The following is a 23,770-nucleotide window of genomic DNA, read 5'->3' as shown; positions in this document are numbered from 1 at the left end:
CGGCGCTCTACTCCATCAGGATCACAGGGTTCGCGCCCCGGCGCAGGACACGCGGGTCTCCCCGGCCGGACGGCACGGCTATCCGGAGCGGGGACCGGGTGGGCCGGGCGTCCGGTCCGCGGGCGTCCCGGCGTCCCGAGGGCGGCCGGGCGGCGGGCTGTCGAGCCGGCCGGCGAGGAACGGCTCCTGGGCCAGGACCGCGCCGACGGTGACGCTGAGGGTGGCGGCCAGGCAGACCACGATCAGCCAGGACAGGGCCACGAAGACCGCTCCCAGCGAGCCGTACTCGCCGAGGGCGCGGTCGAGGGCGCGCGGCATGTAGAACCGCGCGGTCACCGACAGAGCGGTGAAGGAGAGCGCTGTGATCGCGGCCCCGGGGAGCAGCGGCTTCCAGCTGACGTGACCGCCGAGCAGCAGGTGCTGCGTCCACCACCACAGGCACGCCTGGGCGGCGAAGGTGACCGGGACGCCCAGCCAGCCCCCCACGCCGAAACCGTCCCGCAGCACGCCCTGGAGGACCAGCGCGACGATCCACAGGGCGAGCCAGGCGAGCCAGCGCCACGGTGCGATCCGGAGGGTGCCGCGGGGGATGCCCCAGGCACGCTGGCACAGCCGTTGCACGGCCCGGCTGAGCGAGGTGGCGGAGATCAGCACCATCAGCACGCCGACGGCGCCGGTGGTCTGCCGCAGGCCTTCGCTCTGCGGCTGCACGAGGTGCTGGAGCTGGGGGTCGACCGGTCCGGTCAGGCCGAACACCGAGCGCACCGAACGGATCAGCTCCTGCTCGACCGCGGGCGGGGCGTAGGCGACGAACACGAAGAGCAGCGGGACGGCGGTCAGGAAGCACTGGGCGGCCACCCGCGTTGCGGTGTCGAAGATGTTCACGGACACCATCCGGTCCGCGAGATGGATCACGACGGGGAACCGGATCTCCGCCCACCGGTGCAGCGCCTTCGCCCGCGCCACCAGCCGCGCGGTCCGCTCACGCCACCGCGACGGCCCGGGCCGAGAGCCGTTGCGCGGCACTCGCCCCCTGGTCCGCATGGCATCGCTCCTTCCTGCGTCCAGGGTGCGGGGCGGGCGCCCGGGCGGCACCCCGGGATCCACGCCGGGTCGGGCCCGGGTGTCGTCCCGGCGTCGCGCGCCTACGCTCGTGGTGTCCGAGAAGCTGGGGGTCGTCGTGGTCCTCGACCTGCTGCTCATCGCGCTTGCCATCACGCTCGAACCGCTGCCGCTGACGGCCTTCGTCCTGGTGGTGGCCTCCGCCAGGGGCGTGTGGAAAGGCCTGGTCTTCATCCTGAGCTGGCTGGCGTGCCTGGCCCTCGTGATCACGATCGTCCTGCTGCTGACGGGCGGGCAGCCGCCACCGCCGAAGTCCCCGCCGTCCACCGCCGCCCTCGCGGCCAAGCTGCTCATCGGGGTGTCGCTCCTCGGGTACGGCGCACACCGGCGCCGGCGTCTGGGCGGTCGCCGGGTCCGGAACCCCGGGGCGGGGCAGCCCGCGCCGGAACCGGCGTCGTCGGTGTCCCTGACCTCGGAGATGGACCGCAGCACGGTGTGGAGCGCGGCCGGTCTCGCCGTCCTGCTGCAGCCGTGGGGGCTGGTCGCGGCCGGGGCCACGACGGTCGTGGAGGCGGACACCTCGCACGTCGCGACCTGGCTCGCCCTGTTCGGCTTCTGCCTGCTGGCCACCTCGAGCCTGCTGACCCTGGAGCTGTACGTGGTCTTCGCCCCGACGGCGGCCCGTGGCCGGCTGCTGCGGCTGCGCGCCTGGCTGACCCGGTACCAGGAGCAGGCGCTGGTGACGCTGTGCCTGCTGCTGGGCTGCTGGCTGGTCGGCAGGAGCCTCTACCAGCTGACGAGTTGATCCCGGGGGCCGCCGGTGCGGGGCCGCCCCGGCCTGCGCCGCACATGCGGTGCCCCGGCGCGGGTGCTGGAATGGAGGCACCGGCCGGCGACCGCCCCCGCGCTCCCGTCCCGTTCCGCCCCGTCCAGGAGGAGTGACCCATGGACAGCGTCGAAGAGATGGGCCCCGTCGACTACCTGGTGATCGAGTTCCCGGGCAACAGGATGACCGGCGAGGCCTTTCCCCTGCTGGTCGATCTCGCCGACCGCCGCATCGTGCGGATCCTCGACCTGGCCTTCCTGCGCAAGGACGCCGACGGTTCGGTGACCGCGCTCGAGATACGGGACCTCGGCGACGACACGGTCGACCTGACGGTCTTCGAGGGGGCCTCCTCCGGCCTGCTGGACGAGGGCGACCTCGCCGAGGCGGGGAACGCGCTGGAGCCCGGCAACTCCGCCGCGGTCCTCGTCTACGAGAACCTGTGGGCCGCGCCGCTGGCCGCCGCGCTGCGGCGCAGCGGCGCCCAGCTGGTCGCGAACGGCCGGATCCCGGTGCAGGCCCTGCTGGCGTCGCTCGACGCCGTCGACTGAACGGAGATGACCGACATGCCCGGACTGCTGCGGGGAATCGCGCGCACCGCCGTCGTCGCCGGCACCGCCACCGCGGTGTCGAACCGCGTCTCCCGGCGCCAGGCGGGCCGCTGGGCCGAACAGGACTACGAACAGCAACCGCCCGCCGCCCAGCCGCCGCCGACGCCGCCCGCGGCACCGCCCGCCGCCGACGACATGTCCGCTCGGATCGAGCAGCTCAAGCAGCTCGGCGACCTGAAGGCGCAGGGCGTCCTCACCGAGGAGGAGTTCGCGGAGCAGAAGCGCCGCCTCCTGGGCTGACCCGCGGGCGTCCTCAGGTGAGCCGGTGAATCTTTCCGGTCACAGCACCAGCTGGGCGGCGAACGCGTCGTAGGCGCGCTCGTCGAAGAGGACGAACCGCACCTCCTCGACGGCGGTGTCCGCCTCCCGGACGGTCGTCACGGCGATCCGGGCGCCGTCGTCCATCGGCCAGCCGTAGACGCCGGTGGAGATGGCCGGGAAGGCGACCGTGCGGGCGCCGAGTTCGTCGGCGCGCCGCAGGGACTCGCGGTAGCAGGAGGCCAGCAGTGCGGAGCGGTCCTCGGTCGCGGCGTGGACCGGTCCGACCGTGTGGATGACCCAGCGCGCGTCGAGTTCGCCCGCGGTGGTGGCGACCGCCTGGCCGGTGGGCAGCCCCTTGCCCAGGTGTCCGGCGCGGAGCTTGCGGCACTCCGCCAGGATCGCGGGGCCGCCGCGCCGGTGGATGGCGCCGTCGACGCCTCCGCCGCCGAGCAGCGAGGAGTTGGCCGCGTTGACGACGGCGTCGACGCTCTGCCGGGTGATGTCGCCCCGGACGAGGGTGATGCGGGTCATGGCTGCCTCAGCCTCCTCCATACGGCCTTCGCCGCGTTGTGCCCCGACATGCCGTGCACCCCCGGGCCGGGCGGGGTCGCCGACGAGCAGATGAAGACGGCCGGGTGCGGGGTGGTGTACGGGAACAGGGAGAGCTTGGGACGCAGCAGGGCCTGGAGGCCGGTGACCGCTCCGGTGCCGATGTCGCCGCCGACGTAGTTGGCGTTGCGGGCGGCGAGTTCGGCGGGGCCCGCGGTGGCGCGGGCCAGCACCCGGTCGCGGAACCCCGGGGCGAACCTCTCCAGTTGACGCTCCATCACCTCGGTGAGGTCGCCGGTCCAGCCGTTCGGCACGTGGGCGTACGCCCAGAACACCTGCTTGCCCTCGGGGGCCCGGCTCGGGTCCGCCACGCCGGGCTGGACGGTGATCATGAACGGCCGGCCGGGGGCGCGGCCCTCGCGGGAGGCGGCGCGCAGGGCGGCGCCGATCTCCGCGCTGTCCGCGCCGATCTGCACGGTCCCGGCGCGGCGGGCTTCCGGGGCGGTCCAGGGGACCGGTCCGTCCAGGGCGTAGTCGACCTTGAAGACGCCGGGGCCGTAGCGGTAGCCCTGGTAGTAGGTGCCGAAGCCGGCGATGCGGGCGAGGGCGGTCGGCGAGGTGTCGAAGACGTACGAGCGCGCGGGCGGCAGGTCGTCCAGTCGCTTGACCTCGTAATCGGTGTGGATCGCGCCGCCGAGGTCCTTCAGATAGGCGGCGAGCGCGTCGGAGACGGCCTGGGAGCCGCCCTGGGCGACCGGCCAGCCACGGGCGTGCGCGGCGAGCGCGAAGACCAGGCCGACGGCGCCGGTCGCGAAGCCGCTGAGCGGGGCCATGACATGGGCGACGAGCCCGGCGAACAGCGTCCTGGCCCGCTCCTCGCGGAAGCGGCGCAGCAGCAGCGTGGCCGGTGGCAGTCCGGCCAGGCCGAAGCGGGCGAGGGTGACCGGGTCACGGGGCAGCGCAGTCGCCGGCAGCGACATGAAGTCCCGCGCCAGCGTGTCCCACCTGGGCAGGAACGGCTCGACCAGCCTGCGGTACGTGCCGGCGTCGCGTGGCCCGAAGGAGGCCGCGGTCTCGGCGACGGAGCGGGCCAGTACGGCGGCGCTGCCGTCGGGGAAGGGGTGGGCCATGGGCAGGTCGGCGTGCAGCCACCGAAGGCCGTAGCGCTCCAGGGGCAGGGCCCGGAAGGCGGGTGAGTTGATGCCGAGCGGGTGCGCGGCGGAGCACGGGTCGTGCCGGAAGCCGGGGAGGGTGAGCTCCTCGGTGCGGGCACCGCCGCCGACGGTGTCCCGCGCCTCGAAGAGGGCGACGGAGAAACCGCGCCGGGCCAGCTCCACGGCGGCCGTCAGGCCGTTCGGCCCCGCCCCCACCACGACCGCATCGAGCATCGACGGCACCTTCGGACCCCTTCGTCAGCCGATGGCCACTCGGCCTCAGGATATGCCGGAGGACTGACACACTCCCCGCTCGGGCTACCAGTGCGGGTTCTGCAGCAGGTCCACGACCCGCTGGGCGGTGGCCGCGTCGCGGGCCGCGGTGAACGGCAGCGCGTTGTCGCCGGTGACGCGGAACGGCACGCCGTCCCGGGTGAGGTGGGCGCCGCCCGCCTCCTCGACCAGCAGGAGTCCGGCCGCGTGGTCCCAGGCGGCCTCCCAGGAGAACGCCGTCGCGTCCAACTCGCCCCGGGCGACGGCGAGATACTCCAGGCCAGCCGAGCCGCAGGGGCGCGGGGCGACGCCGTCGACCCACAGGGCGAACAGCTCGCGCTTCTGCGCGTCGGTCGTGTAATCCGGGTGCGAGGTGGCTATCCGCAGGTCCCGGCCCTGCTCCGGGGACCCGGAGACCAGCCGGACGCCGTCGAGGTGGGCGCCCTTGCCGCGCACCGCCGTGGCGAGCTGCTCGCGGGCCGGGGCGTAGGTCCAGGAGGCGAGCAGGACGCCCCGGTGGGCGAGTGCGACCAGCGTGCAGAAGCCGTCCTCGCCGCGCACGAACTGGCGGGTGCCGTCGACCGGGTCGACGATCCACACCGGCGCGTCGCCCTGGAGCGCCTCGTACGTCTCCGGGTCGGCGTGCACGGCTTCCTCGCCGACCACCACGGAACCCGGCAGCAGGGCGCCGAGGGCTTCGGTGAGGTACCGCTCGGCGAGCCGGTCGGCGTCCGTCACCAGGTCGTGCGGTCCGGCCTTCTGGTCGACCTCGTGGTCGGCGAGCCTGCGCCAGCGGGGCAGGATCTCGGTGCGGGCCGCCTTGCGGATGGCGTCCTCGACGTCGACGGCGTGCCGGAGGAGAAACTCGTCGATGGTCTCCATTGCTTCGATCATGCCTCCATGAGAGCACGTGCCACTGACAATCCCCGCCGCCCCGGTGTACGGGCGATGGAATCCGGCGGAACAGACGGCGCCGGCGATCAACCTCGGAGGGCTCGGGCGTCAGCGCCCCACCGCGTACCCCTGCATCCCGCGGGGGTTGGCCGCCGCCGAGAGCACCCCGGTCCGCGGGTCCCGGGCCACCGCGCACAGCCGCCCCTCCGACCAGCCGGGGCCGACCGTCACGTCGTGGCCGCGCCGGCGCAGCTCGGCCACCACCCCGGGGTCCGTCCGGGACTCGACGGTCAGACTGCCGGGGCGGCACCCGCGCGGGAAGAAGGAGCTGGGGAAGCTGTCGTTGTGCCAGTTCGGGGCGTCGATCGCGCCTTGCAGGTCGAGCCCGCCGCGGACCGGCTCGCGCAGGGCCACGGCGAGGAAGAAGTGCAGCTGCCACTGGTCCTGCTGGTCGCCGCCCGGCGTGCCGAAGGCCAGCACCGGGGTCCCGTCCCGCAGCGCGATCGACGGGGTCAGCGTGGTGCGGGGGCGGCGCCCCGGGGTGAGCGAGTTCGGCAGCCCCTCCTCCAGCCAGGCCATCTGGAGCCGGGTGCCGAGCGGGAAGCCGAGTTCGGGGACGACGGGGTTGGACTGGAGCCAGCCGCCGCTGGGGGTGGCCGCGACCATGTTGCCCCAGCGGTCGACGACGTCCAGGTGGCAGGTGTCGCCGCGGGTGGCCCCGTCGGGGGCGACCTGCGCGACCGTCGGCTCACCGGCGCCCAGGGGATCGAAGGCGTCGTCCGGCCGGGTCTCCACCCGGGGGTACCCGGGCAGCCGGGGCCGGCGTCCCCCGGGGCTTCCGGGCCGCAGTTCGTCGGATGCCTCGGCTCCGATCAGCTCCCGTCGGCCGGCGTTGTACGGCTCGGAGAGCAGGTCGGCCAGCGGCACCTCGGCCGCGTCCCCGTACCAGGCCTCCCGGTCGGCCATGGCGAGCTTGCAGCCCTCGACGAGCAGGTGGACGTAGTCGGCGGAGCCGTACGCCGGCAGTGCGGACGGCTCGGGCGGCAGCAGGGCGAGTTGCTGGAGGAAGGCGGGACCCTGGCTCCAGGGGCCGGCCTTGCACACGGTCCAGCCGTTCCAGTCGTACGACACCGGGCTCTCGTAGCTCGCGGACCAGGCGTCGAGGTCGGCGGCGGTGAGGGTGCCGGTGTGCCGCTCGCCGCTGGTGTCCATGGTGGGGCGGGCGGCCTGCCGGAGCAGGGCCTCGGCGATGAAGCCGGAGCGCCACACCTCGCGGGCGGCGTCGATGCGCGACTCCCGGTCGCCGGCCCCCGCGGTCTCGGCGAGCAGTCGCTTCCAGGTGGCGGCGAGGGCGGGGTTGCGCAGCAGCTCGCCGGGCCGGGGTGCCCGGCCGCCGGGCAGGTAGAGCTCCGCCGACGACGTCCACTCGGTCTCGAACAGTTCGCGCACGCTCCGCACGGTCGCGCCGACGTTCTCCACCGGCGCGTGCCCGTGCTCGGCGTAGCCGATGGCGTACGTCAGGATCTCGTCGAGGGGCTTGGTGCCGTGGTCGCGGAGCAGGAGCAGCCAGGCGTCGAAGGCACCGGGGACGGCCGCGGCCAGCGGGCCGGTGCCGGGGACGAGGTCCAGCCCGAGGCCGCGGTAGTGGGCGACGGTGGCGCCGGCCGGGGCCACGCCCTGCCCGCACAGCACCCGCACCTCGCCGCCGGCCGGGGCGAGCAGGATCGGCACCTCGCCGGCCGGCCCGTTGAGGTGCGGCTCCACCACGTGCAGGACGAACGCGCCGGCGACGGCTGCGTCGTAGGCGTTGCCGCCGGTCTCCAGGACCGCCATCGCCGACTGGGAGGCCAGCCAGTGCGTGGACGACACCATGCCGAAGGTGCCCTGGAGCGTGGGGCGGGTGGTGAACCGCATCTCTCACCTCGTTGCTCGCGCGACCGACCGCTGTGCGCTGCCCGAACAGACCCCTCCCGAACAGACCCCTCCCGAGCAGACGCCGCCCGAGCAGACGCTGCCGAACAGCCGCCGCCCGAACTGCCGGGCAGCTACATGCTTTCACGGTCGCCGCGCGCGCAATCCTCCGCCGCACGATCTCTCGCGGTCGCCGTTCCCGCCGTGCCGGGAACCCGTCTCACTGGTCCGAGTCGGGCTTGCCGCGCGCCGCCGCGTACGCCTGGGCCGGGGTCATCGGCACGCCGTTGAGGCTGACCGTCCGGTACTGGCTGACCTTCGCGCAGGTCTTGGAGTCGTCGGCGGTCGAGGCATTGGCGTGGGAGACGGCCGCCTTGGTGTCGCCCGAGGCCGCGGGGAAACTCGTGCCGCTCGTCCAGTCGCTGCCGATGACCAGCACGACACCGGTTCCGGAGCCCTGCTTCACGTGCGAGCCGGGCACGCCCAGTGCCTTGGCGACGGTCGCCGCCTCGCCCTTGTCGCCGGAGCCGTAGGTCACGGTGGTGGTGGTCGCCGAACTCGGTGCGTTGGCGGTGGTGGTGCTGGTGCTGAAGCCCTGCGAGATCAGATAGGTGGCGATCGCGGAGGCGCGACCGGTGACGGTGGTGCCGTTCTCGACGGTCACGGCGATCTGGGCGGCGGGGACGGACGCGGGGGTGGCCGACGGCTTCCCGGTCGCCTCGGCCGCCGACGACTTCTTGCCCGAACTGGTGGTCAGCGACTGGTCGTTGGCCATGGTGGCGAACAGGTCCTTGGCACCCGAGCCCACCACCACCCGGTTGCTGTTGGTCGGATCGGGCGCGGTCTGCATGGTGGTGAAGGTCATCCGCTTGGTGGGGACCTTGTTCACGTCGGCCGCGAGCGAGATCAGCTTCTTGACGCTGCCGAGGCCGTCGTCCACGGTGAGCGCCTTGGTGGCCGCGTCGGCGAGGTCGTAGACGGCGGTGGGGTCGGTGAGCGTGCCCGCGCTCTTGAACTTGCGGATCATGGCGCTGAGGAAGATGTGCTGGGAGACGGTACGGCCGAGGTCGCTGCCGTCGCCGAAGCCGTGCCGGGAGCGGACGAACTCCAGTGCCGCCTCGCCCTTGAGGGTGTGGGTGCCCTTGGACAGCTTCAGGTGCGAGTAGGTGTCGTACACGTTGTCGTTGACGCACACGGAGACGCCGCCGACCGCGTCGGACATCTTGACCACGCCGGAGAAGTCCAGCTTGACGAAGTGGTCGATGGGGATGCCGGTGAGCTGGTGGATGGTGTCGACCTGGCAGGCGGGGCCGTACTCCAGGGCGCTGTTGACCTGGCCGTAGTAGCCGGAGGTGGACTGGCCGCTGGCGACGTCCTTGCAGGCCGGGACGTTGACCATGGTGTCCCGGGGGATGCTCATGACGGTGGCGTTGGAGCGGTCGGCGGCTATGTGCACCACCATCTCCACGTCCGCGTTGCCGTTGCCGGTCTGGACGCCGGTCTTCGAACAGCCGCCGCCCAGCTTGCAGTCCGCCTTGCTGGTACGGCCGTCGGAGCCGATCACCAGGATGTTGATCGGGGTCCGGCCGAACGCGTCGGCCTTCTCCGTGCCGCCCTTGCCGTCGAGGGAGACGCTGTTGATGTTGCCGTTGAGGTGCTGGTAGAACCACCAGCCCGCGCCCGCGGTGACCAGCACCAGGACCGCCGTGCAGAGGCCGACGATCTTCAGCACCCGCTTGCCGCGCCCGGCCGGCCTGGCGCGCCGCGAGCCCCTGTTTCCGCCGCTTCCACCGCGGGACTTGGCCGCCTGCCGGGCCGCGGCCCGGCCTCCGGTCGTCCGTGTCCCGTCGGGCAGGGCACCACGCTGGCCGGGCACCTGGTCGGTGCGGCGGCGTGTGGCCTGGCCTCCCGGGCCGTCCCACGGGTCGGTCATCTTCCACTCCCATGAACGGTCGGGTCCGTCGGCGGGTACGGTCGGACGGCCACGGCGGGGCACGGGCAGCCCCGAGCCGGGCCCTTTTGGGTTGCGTGATTGCGCAATCTAACAAACTCGCGGCCCCGAGAGCACAGAGCCCGACCGAATTCACAGGTGAGGGATGTCATGGAACCTCCGGCACGCCCATTCCGTCACCCCTCATACGCACGTACGATCCGGCGCGCTCAGACACCCGCCTCGCGCAGCCGGCGCACGGGCGGCGCCGGAACCTGCCCCGAGCGAGCCGTCAACTGGCCGACGGTCACCCGTACGACGGTCACGATATCCGGGTCGTCCACGTAGTAGATCTGCCGCCGCCCCTCACGGCGGGAGCGCACCAGTCCGGCCAGCTTGAGCTTGGCCAGATGCTGGCTGACCGCGGGCAGCGCGCCGCCGACCCGGTCGGCGAGGCACGTCACGTCGCTCTCGCCCTGCGAGAGCGCCCACATGAGGTGCAGTCGGGCCGGCGAGGCGAGCAGCCCGAACACCGCGGCCGCCTCGGTGAGCACCCCGTCGGAGGGGTCGACGAAGCCACCGGTGTTCTCCCCCACAGCCCACTCCCTCCCGTCACAGCTCCGGCACGGACGCCCACTCAGTGTAGGCGTGCGGTCACCGGTCCGGTGCCGGGCCCCACGGCGTCCGCCCCGCGTCACCCGCATTGTCATGAGCGGGTGACAGCTCGTCGACGGCTCGGCGTCAGGCGCCCCGGACGCCCGCGATGCTTCATAAGCTTGCGCAACAACGCAAGTCAGCAATGCGCGTCGACACGAACGACACCCCGTAACGGGAGGACAACCAACGTGGGCATCATCGGCTGGATCATCCTCGGCCTCCTCGCCGGAGCCATCGCCAAGATCCTGCTGCCCGGCCGCGACCCGGGCGGCCTGATCGGGACCACCCTGATCGGCATCGCGGGTGCCTTCGTCGGCGGCTGGCTCTCCGCCCGCTTCCTCGACCGTCCGGTGGAGAAGCACTTCTTCGACCTCTACACCTGGGGCGCCGCGATCGCCGGCTCCCTCGTCCTCCTCATCGGCTACCGGCTGCTCTTCGGCAACTCGCGCGACCGACGGTGACTCCGGTCACCCTCGACGGGCCGCCGCAGTCACGACATTCCGGAAGTACAGGGACGCTGCCCGCATGACATTCCGGATGTACGGGACGGCCGTCCCGGGCCGTCGACGGGGCGTCACACCAGCCTCACAGGCAAGGCACCGATTCTGCTTCCACCCCACAGGGAGTCGTGTGAAACTGGCGTCCCGTCCACAGGGTGGACTCCTCCGCACCCCGTCCCCAGCGAGAAGTGCGACTTGCGATCTCTTCCACTGCCACTCGCCCTCACCGCGCGCCTGACGCCGGTCGCCGTGCTCGCCTGTGCGGGCTGGGCGATGGCGTCGGGTCCCGACACGACGGCGACAGCCGGTACCTCAGGTGACACGACCAAACAGTCGGCCGGCCAGTCGGCGGGCGACACCCCGTCGTCGTCCTCGGCGACCGGGGCGGCCGGTACGAAGACGTACACCACGTCCCCCGCCCCCTGCGGGTCCATCCCCGCGGCCACCGTCACGTCGTTGGTGCCCGGCGCGCAGACGGCCGGCAAGGAGATCCCCTCCACGGACACCAAGCTGCGCCGCACCTGCTCGTGGAACGCGCTCAAGGGGTACGACTACCGCTGGCTCGACGTCTCCTTCGAGATCATGGACACCGACGCGGCGGCCGCGAAGGAGTACCGGGACCGGGTCGCCGAGAAGGGCGGCGGCGGGGCGGTGCCGGGTCTCGGGGACAACGGCTACTCCGTGGTGAACCTGACCACCCAGGACAAACAGCAGACCCGCGAGGGCGTGGTGATGGCCCAGGTCTCCAACGCGCTGGTGATCGTCACCTACAACGGCAGCGACTTCGAGAACAAGAAGGCGCCGAGCACGGACGAGATCAACAAGGGCGCCATCAAGGCCGCGAAGAGCGCGGTGACCGCGCTGAAGGGCAGCCGGTAGCCGACGGGCCCGGCTGCCCTTCGCGCGTCACCCGCTCAGGACTCCCTGGGCGGCACCAGCCGGGTCAGCGCCAGGTACAGCACCAGTGACGTGCCGAGACCGACCGCCCAGCCGTAGTCGGCGAGCGGGGAGAGCGCCGGGACGGGCCTGCCGTCGATCAGCGGTTTGAAGCTGGCCCCGCCGATCGCAAGGACGCCGCCGACGAGGAAGGCGACGACCGCCCGCCAGTTCCAGCCCCCGTCGTACCAGTACCGGCCGCCCCTTCGGTACAGGTCGGCGAGGTCCAGGCGGGTGCGGCGCAGCACCCAGTAGTCGGCGATGAGGATGCCGGCGACGGTGCCGAGCAGACCGCCGACCAGCCCGAGCCAGGTGAAGATGTAGCCCTGCGGGTCGGAGTAGAGCTTCCACGGGAAGATCAGTACCGCGAGGACCGACGTGACCAGTGCGCCGGTGCGGAAACTGATCTTCCTGGGCGCGATGTTGGAGAAGTCGAAGGCGGGCGAGACCAGGTTGGCGGCGATGTTCACGGACAGGGTCGCGACCAGGACGGTGACCAGGGCGTAGAGCAGGCCCACCACGTTGTCGGTCTTGGCGGCCAGTTGGACCGGGTCCCAGACCGGCTGCCCGTAGACGGCCTGCGAGCCCGAGGTCACCAGGACGGAGAGGAAGGCGAACAGGGTCATCGTGGTGGGCAGGCCGAGGGCCTGTCCGCGGGTCTGCGCCTGCTGGCTCCGGCCGTACCGGGTGAAGTCGGGGATGTTCAGGGACAGCGTGGACCAGAAGCCGATCATGCCCATCAGCGAGGGCCAGAAGATCTTCCAGAAGCCGCCGCCCCAGCCCAGTCTGGAGGGCTGGTCGAAGAGCGGGCCGAGGCCGCCGGCCTTGTGGCTCATCCAGATCAGCATCACGAAGGCGCCGACGAGGACGAAGGGCGCCGCCCAGTTCTCGAAGCGGCGGATGGTGTCCATGCCCCGGTAGATGATCGCGACCTGTAGCACCCAGAAGAGCGCGAACGACAGCCACATGGTCCAGGCGTAGCCGCCGACGTGCGAGGCGTTCGCCCAGCTGTCGCCGATCAGCTTGCCGGCCAGGAAGTAGATCGCCTCGCCGCCGATCCAGGTCTGGATGCCGAACCAGCCGCAGGCCACCAACGCCCTCACCACGGCGGGGAGGTTGGCGCCGCGCACCCCGAAGGAGGCGCGGGCGAAGACCGGGAAGGGGATGCCGTACTTGGGTCCGGCGTGCCCGGTGAGCAGCATCGGCACGAGGACGACGAGGTTGGCCAGGGCGATGGTGAACACGGCCTGTTTCCAGTCCATGCCGACCGCGATCAGCCCCGAGGCCAGGGTCCAGGACGCCGTGTTGTGGGCCATGCCGACCCACAGCGCGGAGAAGTTGTACGTGGTCCAGGTGCGCTTGGCGACGGGGACCGGCAGCAGGTCCTCGTTGGCGTACGGACCGCTCGGCGGCGGGGAGCCCGGGGTGAGCTCGACGCGCCCGTCGGGGAGGGCGACTTGACCGGACAGGGGTATGGCGGAGGGAGCGGTGTCGGTCATGGGCAGGCCAATCGGGGTGAGGTGGGACGGGAAAGGCCGTGCGGGCGGGGCGGGGGGTACGCGTGTGGGGTGCGCCCTGACCCCCTTCCCGGGACGGCGGGAAGGGGGGAGACCAACTGCGAGGAGGCGGCTATCGGTTGACGGCGGGGATGACCTTTGTCCCGTACGCGTCGATGGTGGCCTCCTGCGCGTCGTGCATGTCGTAGACGGCGAACTGGTCGACGCCCAGTTCGCGCAGCGCGGTCAGCTTCTCGATGTGTTTCTCCACGGGGCCGATGACGCAGAAGCGGTCCACGATCTCGTCGGGCACGAACTCGGTGTCGGGGTTGCCGCTGCGTCCGTGGTGCGAGTAGTCGTACCCCTGGCGGGCCTTGATGTACTCGGTGAGTTCGTCGGGGACGGCGGCGGAGTGCGCGCCGTACTTCTCGACCAGGTCGGCGACGTGGTTGCCGACCATGCCGCCGAACCAGCGGCACTGGTCGCGGGCGTGGGCGAGGGCCTCGGGCGAGTCGTCCTCGGTGACGTACGCGGGGGCCGCGACGCAGATGGTGACCTCGGACGGGTCGCGTCCGGCGGCCACCGCCGCGTCCTTCACCGCCTTGACCATGTACTCGGTGAGGTAGAGGTCGGAGAGCTGGAGGATGAACCCGTCGGCCTCCTCTCCGGTCATCTTCAGGGCCTTGGGGCCGTATGCGGCCATCCAGACCGGGAGTTCGGCACCCGGCTTGATCCACGGGAACCGGACGACGGTACCGCCGAGGTCGGCCTCCTCACCCCGGCCGAGGGCGCGGATGACCTTCATGGCCTCGCTGATCCGGGCGAGGGTGTTGGGCTTGCGGCCGGCCACCCGCATCGCGGAGTCGCCGCGGCCGATGCCGCAGACGGTCCGGTTGCCGAACATGTCGTTGAGGGTGGCGAAGGTGGAGGCGGTGACCTCCCAGGTGCGGGTGCCCGGGTTGGTGACCATCGGGCCGACCGTCAGCTTCGTGGTGTTGGCCAGGATCTGGCTGTAGATCACGAACGGCTCCTGCCAGAGCACGGCGGAGTCGAAGGTCCAGCCGTACGAGAAGCCGTTGCGTTCGGCGCGCTTCATCAGGCTGATGACGCGCGAGGCCGGTGGGTCGGTCTGCAGGACGAGTCCGAAGTCCATGGGCGCCACTCCTAGTTGAGGTACTGACAGGTGGAGCGCGGGGTGTAGACGCCGTGTCCGGCGTGACCGGTGTACTCCCGCTCGGTGATGACGGGTACGCCGCGCGAGAGGACCGTCTCGACCCGGCCGGTGAGGCGCCTGCCCTCGTACGCCGAGTAGTCGACGTTCATGTGGTGGGTCTCGGCGGAGACGACCTGCTCGGCGTGCGGGTCGTAGATGACGACGTCGGCGTCGGCCCCCGGGGTGATGGTGCCCTTCTTCGGGTACATCCCGAACATCCGGGCCGGGTTGGCGCACGCGATCTCGATCCAGCGGCGGCGCGTGATGTGGCCGTCCACGACGGCCTGGTGGAGCAGGTCCATCCGGTTCTCGACGCCGGGCAGTCCGTTGGGGATCTTCGAGAAGTCGCCGCGGCCCAGCTCCTTCTGGCCGACGAAGCAGAAGGGGCAGTGGTCGGTGGAGACCACCTGGAGGTCGTCGGTGCGCAGGCCCTGCCAGAGCTTGGCCTGGTGCTCCTTGGGGCGCAGGGGCGTCGAGCACACGTACTTCGAGCCCTCGAAGTCCGGCTCGGCGAGGTTGTCGGTGGAGAGGAAGAGGTACTGCGGGCAGGTCTCGCCGAAGACCGGGAGCCCCTCGTCGCGGGCCCGGGCCAGCTCGGCGACCGCCTCCATCGCCGAGACGTGCACGACGTAGAGGGGAGCGCCCGCGACCTGGGCGAGCCTGATGGCCCGGTGCGTGGCCTCGGCTTCGAGCAGCGCCTTGCGGACCTCGCCGTGGTAGCGGGGGTCCGTCTCGCCGCGGGCCAGGGCCTGTTCCACCAGCACGTCGATGGCGATGCCGTTCTCGGCGTGCATCATGATCAGGCCGCCGTTCTCGGCGGAGCGCTGCATGGCGCGCAGGATCTGGCCGTCGTCCGAGTAGAAGACGCCCGGGTAGGCCATGAACTGCTTGAAGGAGGTGACACCCTCCTCGACGAGCAGGTCCATCTCCTTCAGCGTCTCCTGGTTCACGTCGGAGACGATCATGTGGAACCCGTAGTCGATGGCGCAGTTGCCCTCGGCCTTGGCGTGCCAGGCGTCGAGGCCCTCGCGCAGGCCGTGGCCGACGCTCTGCACGGCGAAGTCGACGATGGTGGTGGTGCCGCCCCAGGCGGCGGCCCGGGTGCCGGTCTCGAAGGTGTCGGAGGCGAAGGTGCCGCCGAACGGCAGCTCCATGTGGGTGTGGGCGTCGACGCCGCCCGGGATGACGTACTTGCCGGTGGCGTCGATGGTGCGCTCGGCGGTGAACGCCGCCGCGGCGGGCGTTGCGGAGGCGGCGAGGGCGGCGATGCGGCCGTCCTCGATCAGGACGTCGGCGTGGATCTCGTCGGACGCGGTGATGACGAGTCCGCCGCGGATTACTGTCCGGCCGGTCATGGGGTCCTCTCCTTCGTGGTCACGCGCGGGTCCGACGTGGCTGGTCGCGCAGTTCCCCGCGCCCCCTTTGGGGCGCTGGTACGGGGGGCGCTGTTACGGGGCCGTCAGGGGGCCGTAGGCGTCCGGGCGGCGGTCTCGGAAGAACTGCCAGCGGTCGCGGACCTCGCGGAGCTTGGCCAGGTCCAGGTCACGGACGACGAGTTCGGTCTCCTTGTCGGAGGCCACCTCGCCGGCGAACTGGCCCTCCGGGTCCACGAAGTAGGAGGTGCCGTAGAAGTCGTTGTCGCCCAGGTCCTCGACACCGACCCGGTTGATCGCGCCGACGAAGTACTCGTTGGCGACGGCCGCCGCCGGCTGCTCCAACTGCCAGAGGTAGCGGGAGAGTCCGCGCGAGGTGGCCGACGGGTTGAAGACGATCTCGGCACCGGCGAGGCCCAACGCCCGCCAGCCCTCGGGGAAGTGGCGGTCGTAGCAGATGTAGACGCCGATCTTCCCGACGGCCGTCTCGAAGACCGGCCAGCCGGCGTTCCCCGGGCGGAAGTAGAACTTCTCCCAGAACCCCGGGACCTGGGGGATGTGGTGCTTGCGGTACTTGCCGAGGTAGGAGCCGTCGGCGTCGATCACGGCGGCGGTGTTGTAGAGGACGCCGGGCTGCTCCTCCTCGTACACCGGCAGGATCAGGACGAGGCCCAGTTCCCGGGCCAGGGCCTGGAAGCGCTGGACGACCGGGCCGTCCGGGACCTGCTCGGCGTACTCGTAGAAGGCCTTGTCCTGCACCTGGCAGAAGTAGGGGCCGTAGAACAGTTCCTGGAAGCAGAGGACCTGGGCGCCCTGCGCGGCCGCGTCGCGGGCCGCCTGCTCATGGACCTGGATCATCGATTCCTTGTCGCCTGTCCAGGCGGTCTGGAAGAGGGCGGCACGAATCACTCGGCTCATCGGGACCTCCGGTCGCTCGGGGGTGCGTCGCTCGGTGCGAGGAGCCTAGGAAGTCCGCGGACGGGCTTCGACTGCCACCGTGTCACGTCCGGGGGCGGTCGGCGTGCCACTGTGTCACGCTCTTCATGGCCCATGTTTCACCACCGTTTTCCCAGGTCGTCGCATGTTTCACTGCTGTTGCGCGTCGTGCGCGAGGAGCGCGATGTGCACCGAGGCCGCCTGCTCGAAGTCGTCGAGGTCGACACCGAGCCGGGTCTGTATCGCCTCCAGCCTGCGGTACAGGGCGGGGCGGGAGACGTGGTGCAGCTGGGCGGTGCGGGACTTGTTGCGGCCGGTGGCGAGATAGGTCCGCAGGACGTTCAGGAGGTCCTGCTCGGTGCCGTTCCCGCAGAGCAGTCCGTCCAGCTCGCGCTCGGCGAAGGACTGGACGTCCGGGTCGTCCCGCAACAGCCTGATCAGGCCGCGCAGGTGGACGTCCCGGAGCCGGACGACCGCCGGGAGGTCGAGGGCGGCGGCCGTGTCGGCGACCGCGTCGGCCACGTGCTGGGCCTCGCGCAGCCCGGCGGGCACGTCGTCCCAGGCGGTGCAGGGGCCCGCTGCGGCGACCACCGCTCCGTGCGCGGGTGCCTCGCCGTACAGCCGGGCGGCGAAGTGCGCGGCGAGGGCGTCGGCGTCCTGGTCGCGGGCGAGGCTGAGCAGGACGGCGGTGCGGTGTTCGGTGAGTTCGGCGACGAGTCCGGACAGCCCCAGCAGGCGCAGGGTTCTCTCCAGCCGGGCGGGGTCGCCGTCGCGTACGACGAGCGGCACGAAGGTGCGCCGGTTGACCGGCAGGCCCGCCGCCCGTGCCCTGGGCAGCAGTTGCCGTGCCGGTACGACTCCGGAGACCAGGTCGGTCAGCAGGCTCTGCGCGGACTGCTCCTCCCAGGTGTGGGCCGAGCCGCCGCCGAGCATCCGGTGCAGGACGAGGGCCTCGGCGCCGCGGTCGGCGAGGAGGCGTCCGGTGGCGGTGTCGCCCCGGTAGCCGCAGAGCATGATCCGGCCCCAGCGTTCGCCACGGCCGCCCAGTTCGGCGCGGATCCAGCCGTCGCCCTCGGCGCCGCCCGCCTGGCGTGCGATGCGCTCCCAGTCGCGCAGCACGTCGTCGACCGCCGAGCGCTCCCCCGCGGTGGCCAGCACCCGGTGCGCGAGGTTGGTGACGACGACGGGGCAGGCGCTGTGCACGGCGACCTCGTCGAGGAGCCGCTGGAGGGGCGCGCCGGCCGTGATGAGACCGGTGAGGGCGGTGCGGACGGACTCCGAGAGGCTGACGGCGGCGAACTTCCGGCGCACCAGGCGGGACTGGACCTCCTCCGTCAGTTCGGCGAACGGGAAGGGGCGGTGCAGGACCACCATGGGGAGGCCGCAGCGGTCCGCCGCGCGGCGCATGGCGTCGGGAGGCGCCGGGAAGGCACGGCCGAGGCCGAGGACGACCGCGGCGGCCTCGGCCCGGTGCAGGGACTGGATGTACTCGGCCTGTCCCTGCTCGTCGCCGGCGAGCAGGACGCCGGTGGTGAGGACCATCTCTCCGCCGGTGAGCATGACGCCGACGTCGGGAGCCTCGGCGACGTGCACCCAGCGGACGGGGCGGTCGAGGTGGGCGGTGCCGGCGACCACCTCGGGGTCGCCGGCGAGGACCCTTTCGAGGGCGAGGATCTGGCGGACCGACAGGATGGGGTCGGTTGTGCCGGCGGGCTCCCAAGTGGCGGTCATCTTGCGTGTCCCTCGGTCTGGATCGGTGCGTGTGTCGGCTGCCGGCCGGTGGGGGCTGGTCGCGCAGTTCCCCGCGCCCCTGAAGGGGCGCTGGTGCAGCCCCCTGAAGGGGCGCTGGGGGCACCCCCGGCCGAAGGCTGGGGGAGGAACTGCGCGACCGGCCACGACGGCGCCGCGGCCGACACAAGGCGTCTCGCGGCGCTTCCGGCAGGGCGCCTAGTAGGCGGTCCGCAGGGCCTGTTCGAGGATGGCCGCGCCCTCTTCCGCCTCCGCCACCGTCAGGGACAGCGGAGGGGCGATGCGCAGGACGCTGGTGTTGTGGCCGCCGCCCTTGCCGATCAGGAGGCCGCCCTCCCTGGCCGCCTCCAGGACGGCGGCGGCCGACTTGGGGTCGGCCTCGTCCGTGCCGGGCTTGACCAGTTCGACGCCGATCATCAGCCCGCGTCCCCTGACCTCCCGTACGCCCGGCAGCTGGGCGGCGACGGCCCGCAGGCGTTCGATGAGGAGGCCGCCGACCCGGCGGGCGTTGCCCTGGAGGTCGTGTTCCAGGAGGTACGACAGGTTGGCGAGGCCGGCCGCCATGGTGATCTGGGTGCCGCCGAACGTCGAGATGCTGTTGGAGTCCAGGCAGTTCATGATCTCGGAGCGGGCCACCACGCCGCCGATGGACATGCCGTTGCCGATGCCCTTGGCGAAGGTCAGGATGTCCGGCGGGCCGCTCTGGCCGTGCGCCTGCCAGCCCCAGAAGTGCTCGCCGGTGCGGCCCCAGCCGGTCTGCACCTCGTCGGCGATCCAGAGGATGCCCTGCTCCTGGAGGACCTTGCGGAAGGCCGCGTACAGCCCGTCGGGCGGGGAGGTGAAGCCGCCGACGCCCTGGATCGGCTCGGCGATCAGCGCGGCCGGCGGGCGGGTGTGGCCGAGGAGGTCACGCAGGTCGGCGACGCAGGCCGCGATGAAGTCACGGTCGTTCAGCTCGGCGAACGGACCCCGGGTGCGGACGCCCCCGTGCACGTAGAGCGTCTGGAGCGGGGACAGCGAGGTCGGCGACCAGCCCTTGTTGCCGGTGATGCCGACCGAGCTGAAGGAGCGGCCGTGGTAGCTGTTGCGCATCGCCAGGATCGTGTTCGTCCTGCGGTACGTCGTGGCCAGCAGCAGGGCCGTGTCGTTGGCCTCGGTGCCGGACGTGGTGAAGAAGACCCGGGCGTCCGGGATGCCGCTCAACTGGGCGATGCGTTCGGCCAGTTCCACCATCGGGCGATTGAGGTAGAGGGTGGAGGAGTGGATGATCCGGCCGGCCTGCTCGCTCACCGCCTTGGTGACCTCGGGCAGCGCGTGCGCGGTCATCGTGGTGAGGATGCCGCCGAAGAAGTCGAGGTAGCGGTTGCCGTCCGCGTCCCAGACGTGCCGGCCCTCGCCGTGGGTGATCTCCAGCGGCTCGTCGTAGTAGAGCGCCAGCCAGTCGGGCAGGACCTGGCGGTGGCGGGCGAAGAGGTCGTTCACGGCTGTACCAGCCCTTCATAGGCGTCGGGACGGCGGTCGCGGTAGAAGGCCCACTGCTGCCGCACTTCCTCGATCAGGTCGAGGTCGAGGTCACGGACGACGAGTTCCTCGCTCACGTCGCTCGCGACCTCCCCCACGAACTGCCCACGGGGATCGACGAAATAGCTCGTCCCGTAGAAATCGTTGTCCCCGTACTCCTCCCGGCCCACCCGGTTGATGGCGGCCACGAAGTACTCGTTGGCGACGGCGGCGGCCGGCTGCTCCAGCTGCCACAGGTGCGCCGAGAGCCCCCGGTGGGTGGCCGACGGGTTGTACACCAACTGGGCGCCGCCGAGCCCGAGTTCCCGCCAGCCCTCGGGGAAGTGGCGGTCGTAGCAGATGTAGACGCCGACCTTGCCGACGGCGGTGTCGAAGACCGGCCAGCCCAGGTTGCCCGGTTTGAAGTAGTACTTCTCCCAGAAACCCTTCACCTGCGGGATGTGGTGCTTGCGGTACTTGCCCAGGCAGGTGCCGTCGGCGTCGATCACGGCGGCGGTGTTGTAGTAGAAGCCGGACTGCTCGATCTCGAACACCGGGACCACGATCACCATGCCGGTCTCGCGGGCGAGCTCCTGCATGCGGCGGGTGGTCGGGCCGTCGGGGACCGGTTCGGCCCAGCGGTAGTGCTCGGGTTCCTGGACCTGGCAGAAGTAGGGGGCGTTGAAGACTTCCTGGAACCCGATGATCCGCGCACCCCGGCGGGCCGCCTCACGGGCGTGCACCTCGTGTTTCGCCACCATGGACTCGGTGTCGCCGGTCCAGGTGGCCTGGACCAGAGCGGCGCGTACGACGTTGGCCATGAGCTGCTCCTTCTACGCCCGTAGAGGGTCGAAAGTAAGCGCCCTCGGGGCCCTTGCCAAGACCATCGTCGTGAAGCCGCGGAGTCGATCGTGTTTCGTACCTGGCTGGCGGATGCCGGGGGGGGCGTCCCGACTCCCGCCGGTCAGGAGGAGAGGCCCGCCACCCGCAGGGCGTGCAGCAGGTCCCGGTGGTGCTGCTCCGAGATCTGCCGCGCCGAACGCAGGAGCAGCGGGACGAGCCGGTGCGGATCCGGTTCCGCGCTGTGCGCCGCCTCTTCCGGGGTGCGGACCTGGACGTACGCGTCGAGCAGTGTGGTGGCCTCGCGGTGGCGGCCGGCCGTGTCGAGGGCGAGGACCGCCTCGCCGATCTCGGTGGCGGGGCGGACCACTCCCTGACGCAGGATCTGCCGGGCCTCCCCGGTCCGGCCGGCGCCGGTGAGGGCGTCCGCGACCGGCACGAGGCGGGCGGGCGGCAGCGAGGCCGCCTCCCACAGCAGTGTGGCCCAGTCGGCGCCCAGTCCGGCGCCCTGGAGGGCGTCCGCGAGCAGCGGGAACCGGGCGGCGGGCCACTGCGCGACCTCGGCGAGCAGCGCGTGCGCCTCGCCGGTGCGGCCCGCCGCCCGCAGCGGGACCAGCCGGGCCACGGCCGCGGTCACGGCCGTCCGGGCGTCCTCGTCATCGTCCTCGTCGGGCCGTACGGGCGGCGGCACCGGCCGTACCGGCGTCTCGGCGGCCCCGGCGAACCGGGCCCCGCGCGGCCCGCCACGACCACCGGCCGCCGCGGGCGGCTCCGGCGTCCGCGGTACGACGGAGGGCGCGGCCTCCTCCACCGCCATCCCGGCGAACCGAGCACTGCCACGCCGCCGCTTGCGCTGCTTGGCGGGGGCGGGGGCGGGGGTGGGCGCGGGGGCGGAGGCGGGGGCGCCGACAGTCCCCTCGCTCCTGACATCGGCGTACGACGCGTCGGCGTCGGCGCCCCGCGGCGGAGCGGGGTCGTCCAAGCGCGGCGCTCCGGCACCGTCGCCGAACACCGCGGCAGCGTCGCCGCGCGGTGCTCGGTCGTCGCCGCCGTGCCGCGCACCGGCAGGGGCGTCGGCGTCGTACGGCGGACCCGCGTCATCGCCGCGCGGCGCCGGCACACCTGCCCGCGCGGCGTCCAGGCGGGCCAGGCGTGCTCGGAGTTCGGCGCACCGGGCCGACGCCCGTTCATGGTCGTCGTGGGCCCAGGCCAGGTCGAGGTTCAGTGCCTCGGCCTCCTGCCGGGAGCGCGCGGCACCGAGCGCCCTGCCGAGCTGGGCCAGGCGTTCGGCGGCGTGGCGCTGTTCGCGGATCATGGCGTCGAGGCGGTCGTCGAGGTCCTGCCGGGCGCCCGGCCTGGCGTCGTACGCGGCGACGGCATCCGTGTGCAGTGACCGGGCCCGCTCCGCCTCGCGCGCGGCGGCCTCGGGGCCGTGGGCGGCGGCGAGGTCCTGAAGGAGCGCCGCCACGACGTCCCAGGGCGGCACCTCCCGCCCGCCGAGGCAGGCCAGCATGCCGTCCGGGTCGCGCCGCCAGAAGACGGCACACCAGCCGCCGCCCTGGTCCAGGCGCGCCAGCAACCCGTCCAAGTAGTTCGCGAACTCCCGCACCCGGCCCGGGAGTTGATCCACCGTCATCGTCCCACTCCCGCCGGCCCGGAACACTCCGGTTCCGTAGGCAACACCAGACGTGTTACGCGGGCGCTACGGGGAGTTTTCAGCGGGCGCCCAGAGCCCTCATCGTCCGGCTCCGCCGCCGGGCGTCAGGCCGGGACCAGCGCGCAGCGCGCCACCAGGTCGTCCATCGACAGGCCGAGCGCGCGGGCCAGCGCGGCCACGGTGAAGAAGGCGGGGGTCGGCGCCCGCCCCGTCTCGATCTTGCGGAGCGTCTCGGCCGAGATGCCCGCCTCGGCGGCCACCTCCGTCATGCTCCGGGCGCCGCGCGCCTCGCGCAGCAGCCGCCCGAGCCGCTCGCCGCGTTCACGCTCTTCCGGGGTGAGAGGGGTGCGCACCATGCCGTCATTCTACTCCGGTCGAATAAGCCGGTATATTAATTGGCATGGTGGAACTGAAGACAGACACATCGATCGAGGCCATGTACGCGGCCGGGCAGGTCGTCGGACGGGCCCTGACGGCCGTACGGGAGGCCGCCGACATCGGCGTCTCCCTGCTGGAGCTGGACGAGGTGGCCCGTGGCGTGCTCCGCGAGGCCGGCGCCTCCTCGCCCTTCCTGGGCTACCGGCCCTCGTTCGCGCCCACCCCCTTCCCCGCCGTCGTCTGCGCCTCCGTGAACGACGCGATCGTGCACGGCATCCCGACCGGGTACCGGCTGCGCGACGGCGACCTGGTCTCGATCGACTGCGGTGCCGAACTCGACGGCTGGGTGGGCGACTCGGCGATCAGCTTCACGGTCGGCAGAGCGCGCCCGGCGGACACACGGCTCGTGGAGACCGCGGAGCGGGCGCTGGCGGCGGGGATCGAGGCGGCCGTCGTCGGCAACCGCATCGGCGACATCGCGCACGCGATCGGCCGGGTGTGCCGGGAGGCCGGCTACGGCATCCCGCAGGACTTCGGCGGCCACGGCATCGGGCGCCGCATGCACGAGGACCCCGGGGTGCCGAACGAGGGCCGCCCGGGCCGTGGCCTGCCGCTGCGCCAGGGGCTGGTCATCGCGATCGAGCCCATGCTGATCGGCAGCGGACGGGACGGCTACCACCCGGCGCCCGACGGCTGGACCCTGCGCACGGACGACGGCTCCCGCGCGGCCCACGCGGAGCACACGGTGGCGATCACGGAGGCCGGGCCGCGGATCCTCACGGCCCGGAACCCGGAGAACTGAAGCGGGCCGCCCCGCCCGCGCCCACCGATGCCGCTCCCCCGACCCCCGCCCGAGGCGGCCCGGGCGGGGCCGGACAGCCTCCGCCACTCCCCCGCCACCCACTACCACCACCCACTACCGCCCGCCGCCACTGCCACACCGCCCACTACCGCCACCCGCCACTCCCCCGCCACCCACTACCGCCACCCGCCACTGCCCCACCACCCACTACCGCCACCCGCCACTCCCCCACCACCCACTACCGCCACCCGCCACTCCCCCACCA

The 23,770-nt window shown here is 72.5% G+C and carries 22 protein-coding genes; 6 read left to right on the top strand and 16 right to left on the bottom strand.

What is annotated here, in order from left to right; translation table 11 throughout:
* Nucleotides 1-78: 78 nt before the first annotated feature.
* On the bottom strand, nucleotides 79-1,044 hold the full coding sequence (locus AB0958_RS30805) for a YhjD/YihY/BrkB family envelope integrity protein (RefSeq protein WP_366893746.1): 966 nt from the start codon (nucleotides 1,042-1,044) through the stop codon (nucleotides 79-81).
* Between the two features lie 136 nt (nucleotides 1,045-1,180).
* Here AB0958_RS30805 and AB0958_RS30800 point away from each other — a divergent pair, with 136 nt between their 5' ends.
* The 3 genes from AB0958_RS30800 (at nucleotide 1,181) to AB0958_RS30790 (ending at nucleotide 2,736) form a co-directional block, all read left to right on the top strand.
* Entirely contained in the window at nucleotides 1,181-1,867 is a 687-nt protein-coding gene (locus AB0958_RS30800; RefSeq protein WP_366893757.1) for a GAP family protein, read from the top strand.
* Nucleotides 1,868-2,007: 140 nt separating this feature from the next.
* On the top strand, nucleotides 2,008-2,436 hold the full coding sequence (locus tag AB0958_RS30795; RefSeq protein WP_366893745.1) for a DUF6325 family protein: 429 nt from the start codon (nucleotides 2,008-2,010) through the stop codon (nucleotides 2,434-2,436).
* A 15-nt stretch (nucleotides 2,437-2,451) separates the two neighbouring features.
* Nucleotides 2,452-2,736 carry an SHOCT domain-containing protein gene (locus tag AB0958_RS30790; protein ID WP_366893756.1) on the top strand — a complete coding sequence of 95 codons (285 nt, stop codon included), beginning with the start codon at nucleotides 2,452-2,454 and terminating at the stop codon, nucleotides 2,734-2,736.
* A 39-nt stretch (nucleotides 2,737-2,775) separates the two neighbouring features.
* On the opposite strand, the gene AB0958_RS30785 is transcribed toward AB0958_RS30790, so the two are convergent.
* The 6 genes from AB0958_RS30785 to AB0958_RS30760 form a co-directional block, all read right to left on the bottom strand.
* Complete coding sequence (locus AB0958_RS30785; protein WP_366893744.1) at nucleotides 2,776-3,288, bottom strand: O-acetyl-ADP-ribose deacetylase; 513 nt, start codon at nucleotides 3,286-3,288, stop codon at nucleotides 2,776-2,778.
* Nucleotides 3,285-4,694 (bottom strand): NAD(P)/FAD-dependent oxidoreductase, encoded by a 1,410-nt coding sequence (locus AB0958_RS30780; protein ID WP_366893743.1) that lies wholly within the window; start codon nucleotides 4,692-4,694, stop codon nucleotides 3,285-3,287. The genes AB0958_RS30785 and AB0958_RS30780 overlap by 4 nt, the downstream gene beginning before the upstream one ends.
* A gap of 84 nt (nucleotides 4,695-4,778) precedes the next feature.
* Nucleotides 4,779-5,627 carry an inositol monophosphatase family protein gene (locus tag AB0958_RS30775; RefSeq protein WP_366893742.1) on the bottom strand — a complete coding sequence of 283 codons (849 nt, stop codon included), beginning with the start codon at nucleotides 5,625-5,627 and terminating at the stop codon, nucleotides 4,779-4,781.
* Nucleotides 5,628-5,735: 108 nt separating this feature from the next.
* Nucleotides 5,736-7,541 carry a gamma-glutamyltransferase gene (locus AB0958_RS30770; protein WP_366893741.1) on the bottom strand — a complete coding sequence of 602 codons (1,806 nt, stop codon included), beginning with the start codon at nucleotides 7,539-7,541 and terminating at the stop codon, nucleotides 5,736-5,738.
* Between the two features lie 217 nt (nucleotides 7,542-7,758).
* Complete coding sequence (locus AB0958_RS30765; RefSeq protein WP_366893740.1) at nucleotides 7,759-9,471, bottom strand: LCP family protein; 1,713 nt, start codon at nucleotides 9,469-9,471, stop codon at nucleotides 7,759-7,761.
* 227 nt (nucleotides 9,472-9,698) lie between these two features.
* The gene (locus AB0958_RS30760) at nucleotides 9,699-10,064 is read right to left on the bottom strand and encodes a metalloregulator ArsR/SmtB family transcription factor (RefSeq protein WP_366893739.1); all 366 of its coding nucleotides are present in this window, start codon (nucleotides 10,062-10,064) and stop codon (nucleotides 9,699-9,701) included.
* A 249-nt stretch (nucleotides 10,065-10,313) separates the two neighbouring features.
* On the opposite strand from AB0958_RS30760, the gene AB0958_RS30755 reads away from it, so the two are divergent.
* A complete protein-coding gene (locus AB0958_RS30755) occupies nucleotides 10,314-10,586 on the top strand; it encodes a GlsB/YeaQ/YmgE family stress response membrane protein (RefSeq protein ID WP_132893162.1) in 273 nt (90 codons plus the stop codon).
* A gap of 234 nt (nucleotides 10,587-10,820) precedes the next feature.
* Nucleotides 10,821-11,504, top strand: coding sequence for a hypothetical protein (locus AB0958_RS30750; RefSeq protein WP_366893738.1), 684 nt, complete (start codon nucleotides 10,821-10,823; stop codon nucleotides 11,502-11,504).
* 35 nt (nucleotides 11,505-11,539) lie between these two features.
* Here AB0958_RS30750 and AB0958_RS30745 read toward each other — a convergent pair whose 3' ends face one another.
* From AB0958_RS30745 to AB0958_RS30705, 9 genes are all read right to left on the bottom strand, one after another.
* Nucleotides 11,540-13,060, bottom strand: a complete 1,521-nt coding sequence (locus tag AB0958_RS30745; RefSeq protein ID WP_366893737.1) for an NCS1 family nucleobase:cation symporter-1 — start codon at nucleotides 13,058-13,060, stop codon at nucleotides 11,540-11,542.
* Between the two features lie 130 nt (nucleotides 13,061-13,190).
* Nucleotides 13,191-14,210, bottom strand: a complete 1,020-nt coding sequence (locus AB0958_RS30740) for a TIGR03842 family LLM class F420-dependent oxidoreductase (protein ID WP_366893736.1) — start codon at nucleotides 14,208-14,210, stop codon at nucleotides 13,191-13,193.
* Between the two features lie 11 nt (nucleotides 14,211-14,221).
* On the bottom strand, nucleotides 14,222-15,625 hold the full coding sequence (gene hydA / locus AB0958_RS30735) for a dihydropyrimidinase (protein ID WP_366893735.1): 1,404 nt from the start codon (nucleotides 15,623-15,625) through the stop codon (nucleotides 14,222-14,224).
* Nucleotides 15,626-15,718: 93 nt separating this feature from the next.
* Nucleotides 15,719-16,561, bottom strand: a complete 843-nt coding sequence (locus AB0958_RS30730; protein WP_352362706.1) for a nitrilase-related carbon-nitrogen hydrolase — start codon at nucleotides 16,559-16,561, stop codon at nucleotides 15,719-15,721.
* A gap of 168 nt (nucleotides 16,562-16,729) precedes the next feature.
* Nucleotides 16,730-18,310: a PucR family transcriptional regulator gene (locus AB0958_RS30725; RefSeq protein WP_366893734.1), complete on the bottom strand. Its 1,581-nt coding sequence runs from the start codon at nucleotides 18,308-18,310 to the stop codon at nucleotides 16,730-16,732.
* A gap of 216 nt (nucleotides 18,311-18,526) precedes the next feature.
* Entirely contained in the window at nucleotides 18,527-19,810 is a 1,284-nt protein-coding gene (locus tag AB0958_RS30720; RefSeq protein WP_366893733.1) for an aspartate aminotransferase family protein, read from the bottom strand.
* Complete coding sequence (locus AB0958_RS30715) at nucleotides 19,807-20,649, bottom strand: nitrilase-related carbon-nitrogen hydrolase (RefSeq protein WP_366893732.1); 843 nt, start codon at nucleotides 20,647-20,649, stop codon at nucleotides 19,807-19,809. The genes AB0958_RS30720 and AB0958_RS30715 overlap by 4 nt, the downstream gene beginning before the upstream one ends.
* 143 nt (nucleotides 20,650-20,792) lie before the next feature.
* Nucleotides 20,793-22,304, bottom strand: a complete 1,512-nt coding sequence (locus tag AB0958_RS30710; RefSeq protein WP_366893730.1) for a hypothetical protein — start codon at nucleotides 22,302-22,304, stop codon at nucleotides 20,793-20,795.
* A 125-nt stretch (nucleotides 22,305-22,429) separates the two neighbouring features.
* The gene (locus tag AB0958_RS30705; protein ID WP_132893144.1) at nucleotides 22,430-22,681 is read right to left on the bottom strand and encodes a helix-turn-helix transcriptional regulator; all 252 of its coding nucleotides are present in this window, start codon (nucleotides 22,679-22,681) and stop codon (nucleotides 22,430-22,432) included.
* Between the two features lie 44 nt (nucleotides 22,682-22,725).
* Here AB0958_RS30705 and map point away from each other — a divergent pair, with 44 nt between their 5' ends.
* Nucleotides 22,726-23,505, top strand: a complete 780-nt coding sequence (gene map / locus AB0958_RS30700; RefSeq protein ID WP_366893729.1) for a type I methionyl aminopeptidase — start codon at nucleotides 22,726-22,728, stop codon at nucleotides 23,503-23,505.
* Nucleotides 23,506-23,770: the final 265 nt, after the last annotated feature.

This window comes from Streptomyces sp. NPDC006655, assembly GCF_040703965.1.
Taxonomy (GTDB): Bacteria; Actinomycetota; Actinomycetes; order Streptomycetales; family Streptomycetaceae; genus Streptomyces.
This window is presented reverse-complemented; position numbering and strand designations above follow the sequence as displayed.

Excerpts from the sequence above, each read along its gene's own strand:
- AB0958_RS30780 (WP_366893743.1), bottom strand. The coding sequence starts at position 4,694 with ATGCTCGATGCGGTCGTGGTGGGGGCGGGGCCGAACGGCCTGACGGCC.
- AB0958_RS30725 (WP_366893734.1), bottom strand. The coding sequence starts at position 18,310 with ATGACCGCCACTTGGGAGCCCGCCGGCACAACCGACCCCATCCTGTCG.
- AB0958_RS30795 (WP_366893745.1), top strand. The coding sequence starts at position 2,008 with ATGGACAGCGTCGAAGAGATGGGCCCCGTCGACTACCTGGTGATCGAG.
- AB0958_RS30740 (WP_366893736.1), bottom strand. The coding sequence starts at position 14,210 with ATGGACTTCGGACTCGTCCTGCAGACCGACCCACCGGCCTCGCGCGTC.
- AB0958_RS30730 (WP_352362706.1), bottom strand. The coding sequence starts at position 16,561 with ATGAGCCGAGTGATTCGTGCCGCCCTCTTCCAGACCGCCTGGACAGGC.
- AB0958_RS30805 (WP_366893746.1), bottom strand. The coding sequence starts at position 1,044 with ATGCGGACCAGGGGGCGAGTGCCGCGCAACGGCTCTCGGCCCGGGCCG.
- AB0958_RS30710 (WP_366893730.1), bottom strand. The coding sequence starts at position 22,304 with ATGACGGTGGATCAACTCCCGGGCCGGGTGCGGGAGTTCGCGAACTAC.
- AB0958_RS30785 (WP_366893744.1), bottom strand. The coding sequence starts at position 3,288 with ATGACCCGCATCACCCTCGTCCGGGGCGACATCACCCGGCAGAGCGTC.
- AB0958_RS30745 (WP_366893737.1), bottom strand. The coding sequence starts at position 13,060 with ATGACCGACACCGCTCCCTCCGCCATACCCCTGTCCGGTCAAGTCGCC.
- AB0958_RS30765 (WP_366893740.1), bottom strand. The coding sequence starts at position 9,471 with ATGACCGACCCGTGGGACGGCCCGGGAGGCCAGGCCACACGCCGCCGC.
- AB0958_RS30775 (WP_366893742.1), bottom strand. The coding sequence starts at position 5,627 with ATGATCGAAGCAATGGAGACCATCGACGAGTTTCTCCTCCGGCACGCC.
- AB0958_RS30715 (WP_366893732.1), bottom strand. The coding sequence starts at position 20,649 with ATGGCCAACGTCGTACGCGCCGCTCTGGTCCAGGCCACCTGGACCGGC.
- AB0958_RS30790 (WP_366893756.1), top strand. The coding sequence starts at position 2,452 with ATGCCCGGACTGCTGCGGGGAATCGCGCGCACCGCCGTCGTCGCCGGC.
- AB0958_RS30705 (WP_132893144.1), bottom strand. The coding sequence starts at position 22,681 with ATGGTGCGCACCCCTCTCACCCCGGAAGAGCGTGAACGCGGCGAGCGG.
- map (WP_366893729.1), top strand. The coding sequence starts at position 22,726 with ATGGTGGAACTGAAGACAGACACATCGATCGAGGCCATGTACGCGGCC.
- AB0958_RS30770 (WP_366893741.1), bottom strand. The coding sequence starts at position 7,541 with ATGCGGTTCACCACCCGCCCCACGCTCCAGGGCACCTTCGGCATGGTG.
- hydA (WP_366893735.1), bottom strand. The coding sequence starts at position 15,625 with ATGACCGGCCGGACAGTAATCCGCGGCGGACTCGTCATCACCGCGTCC.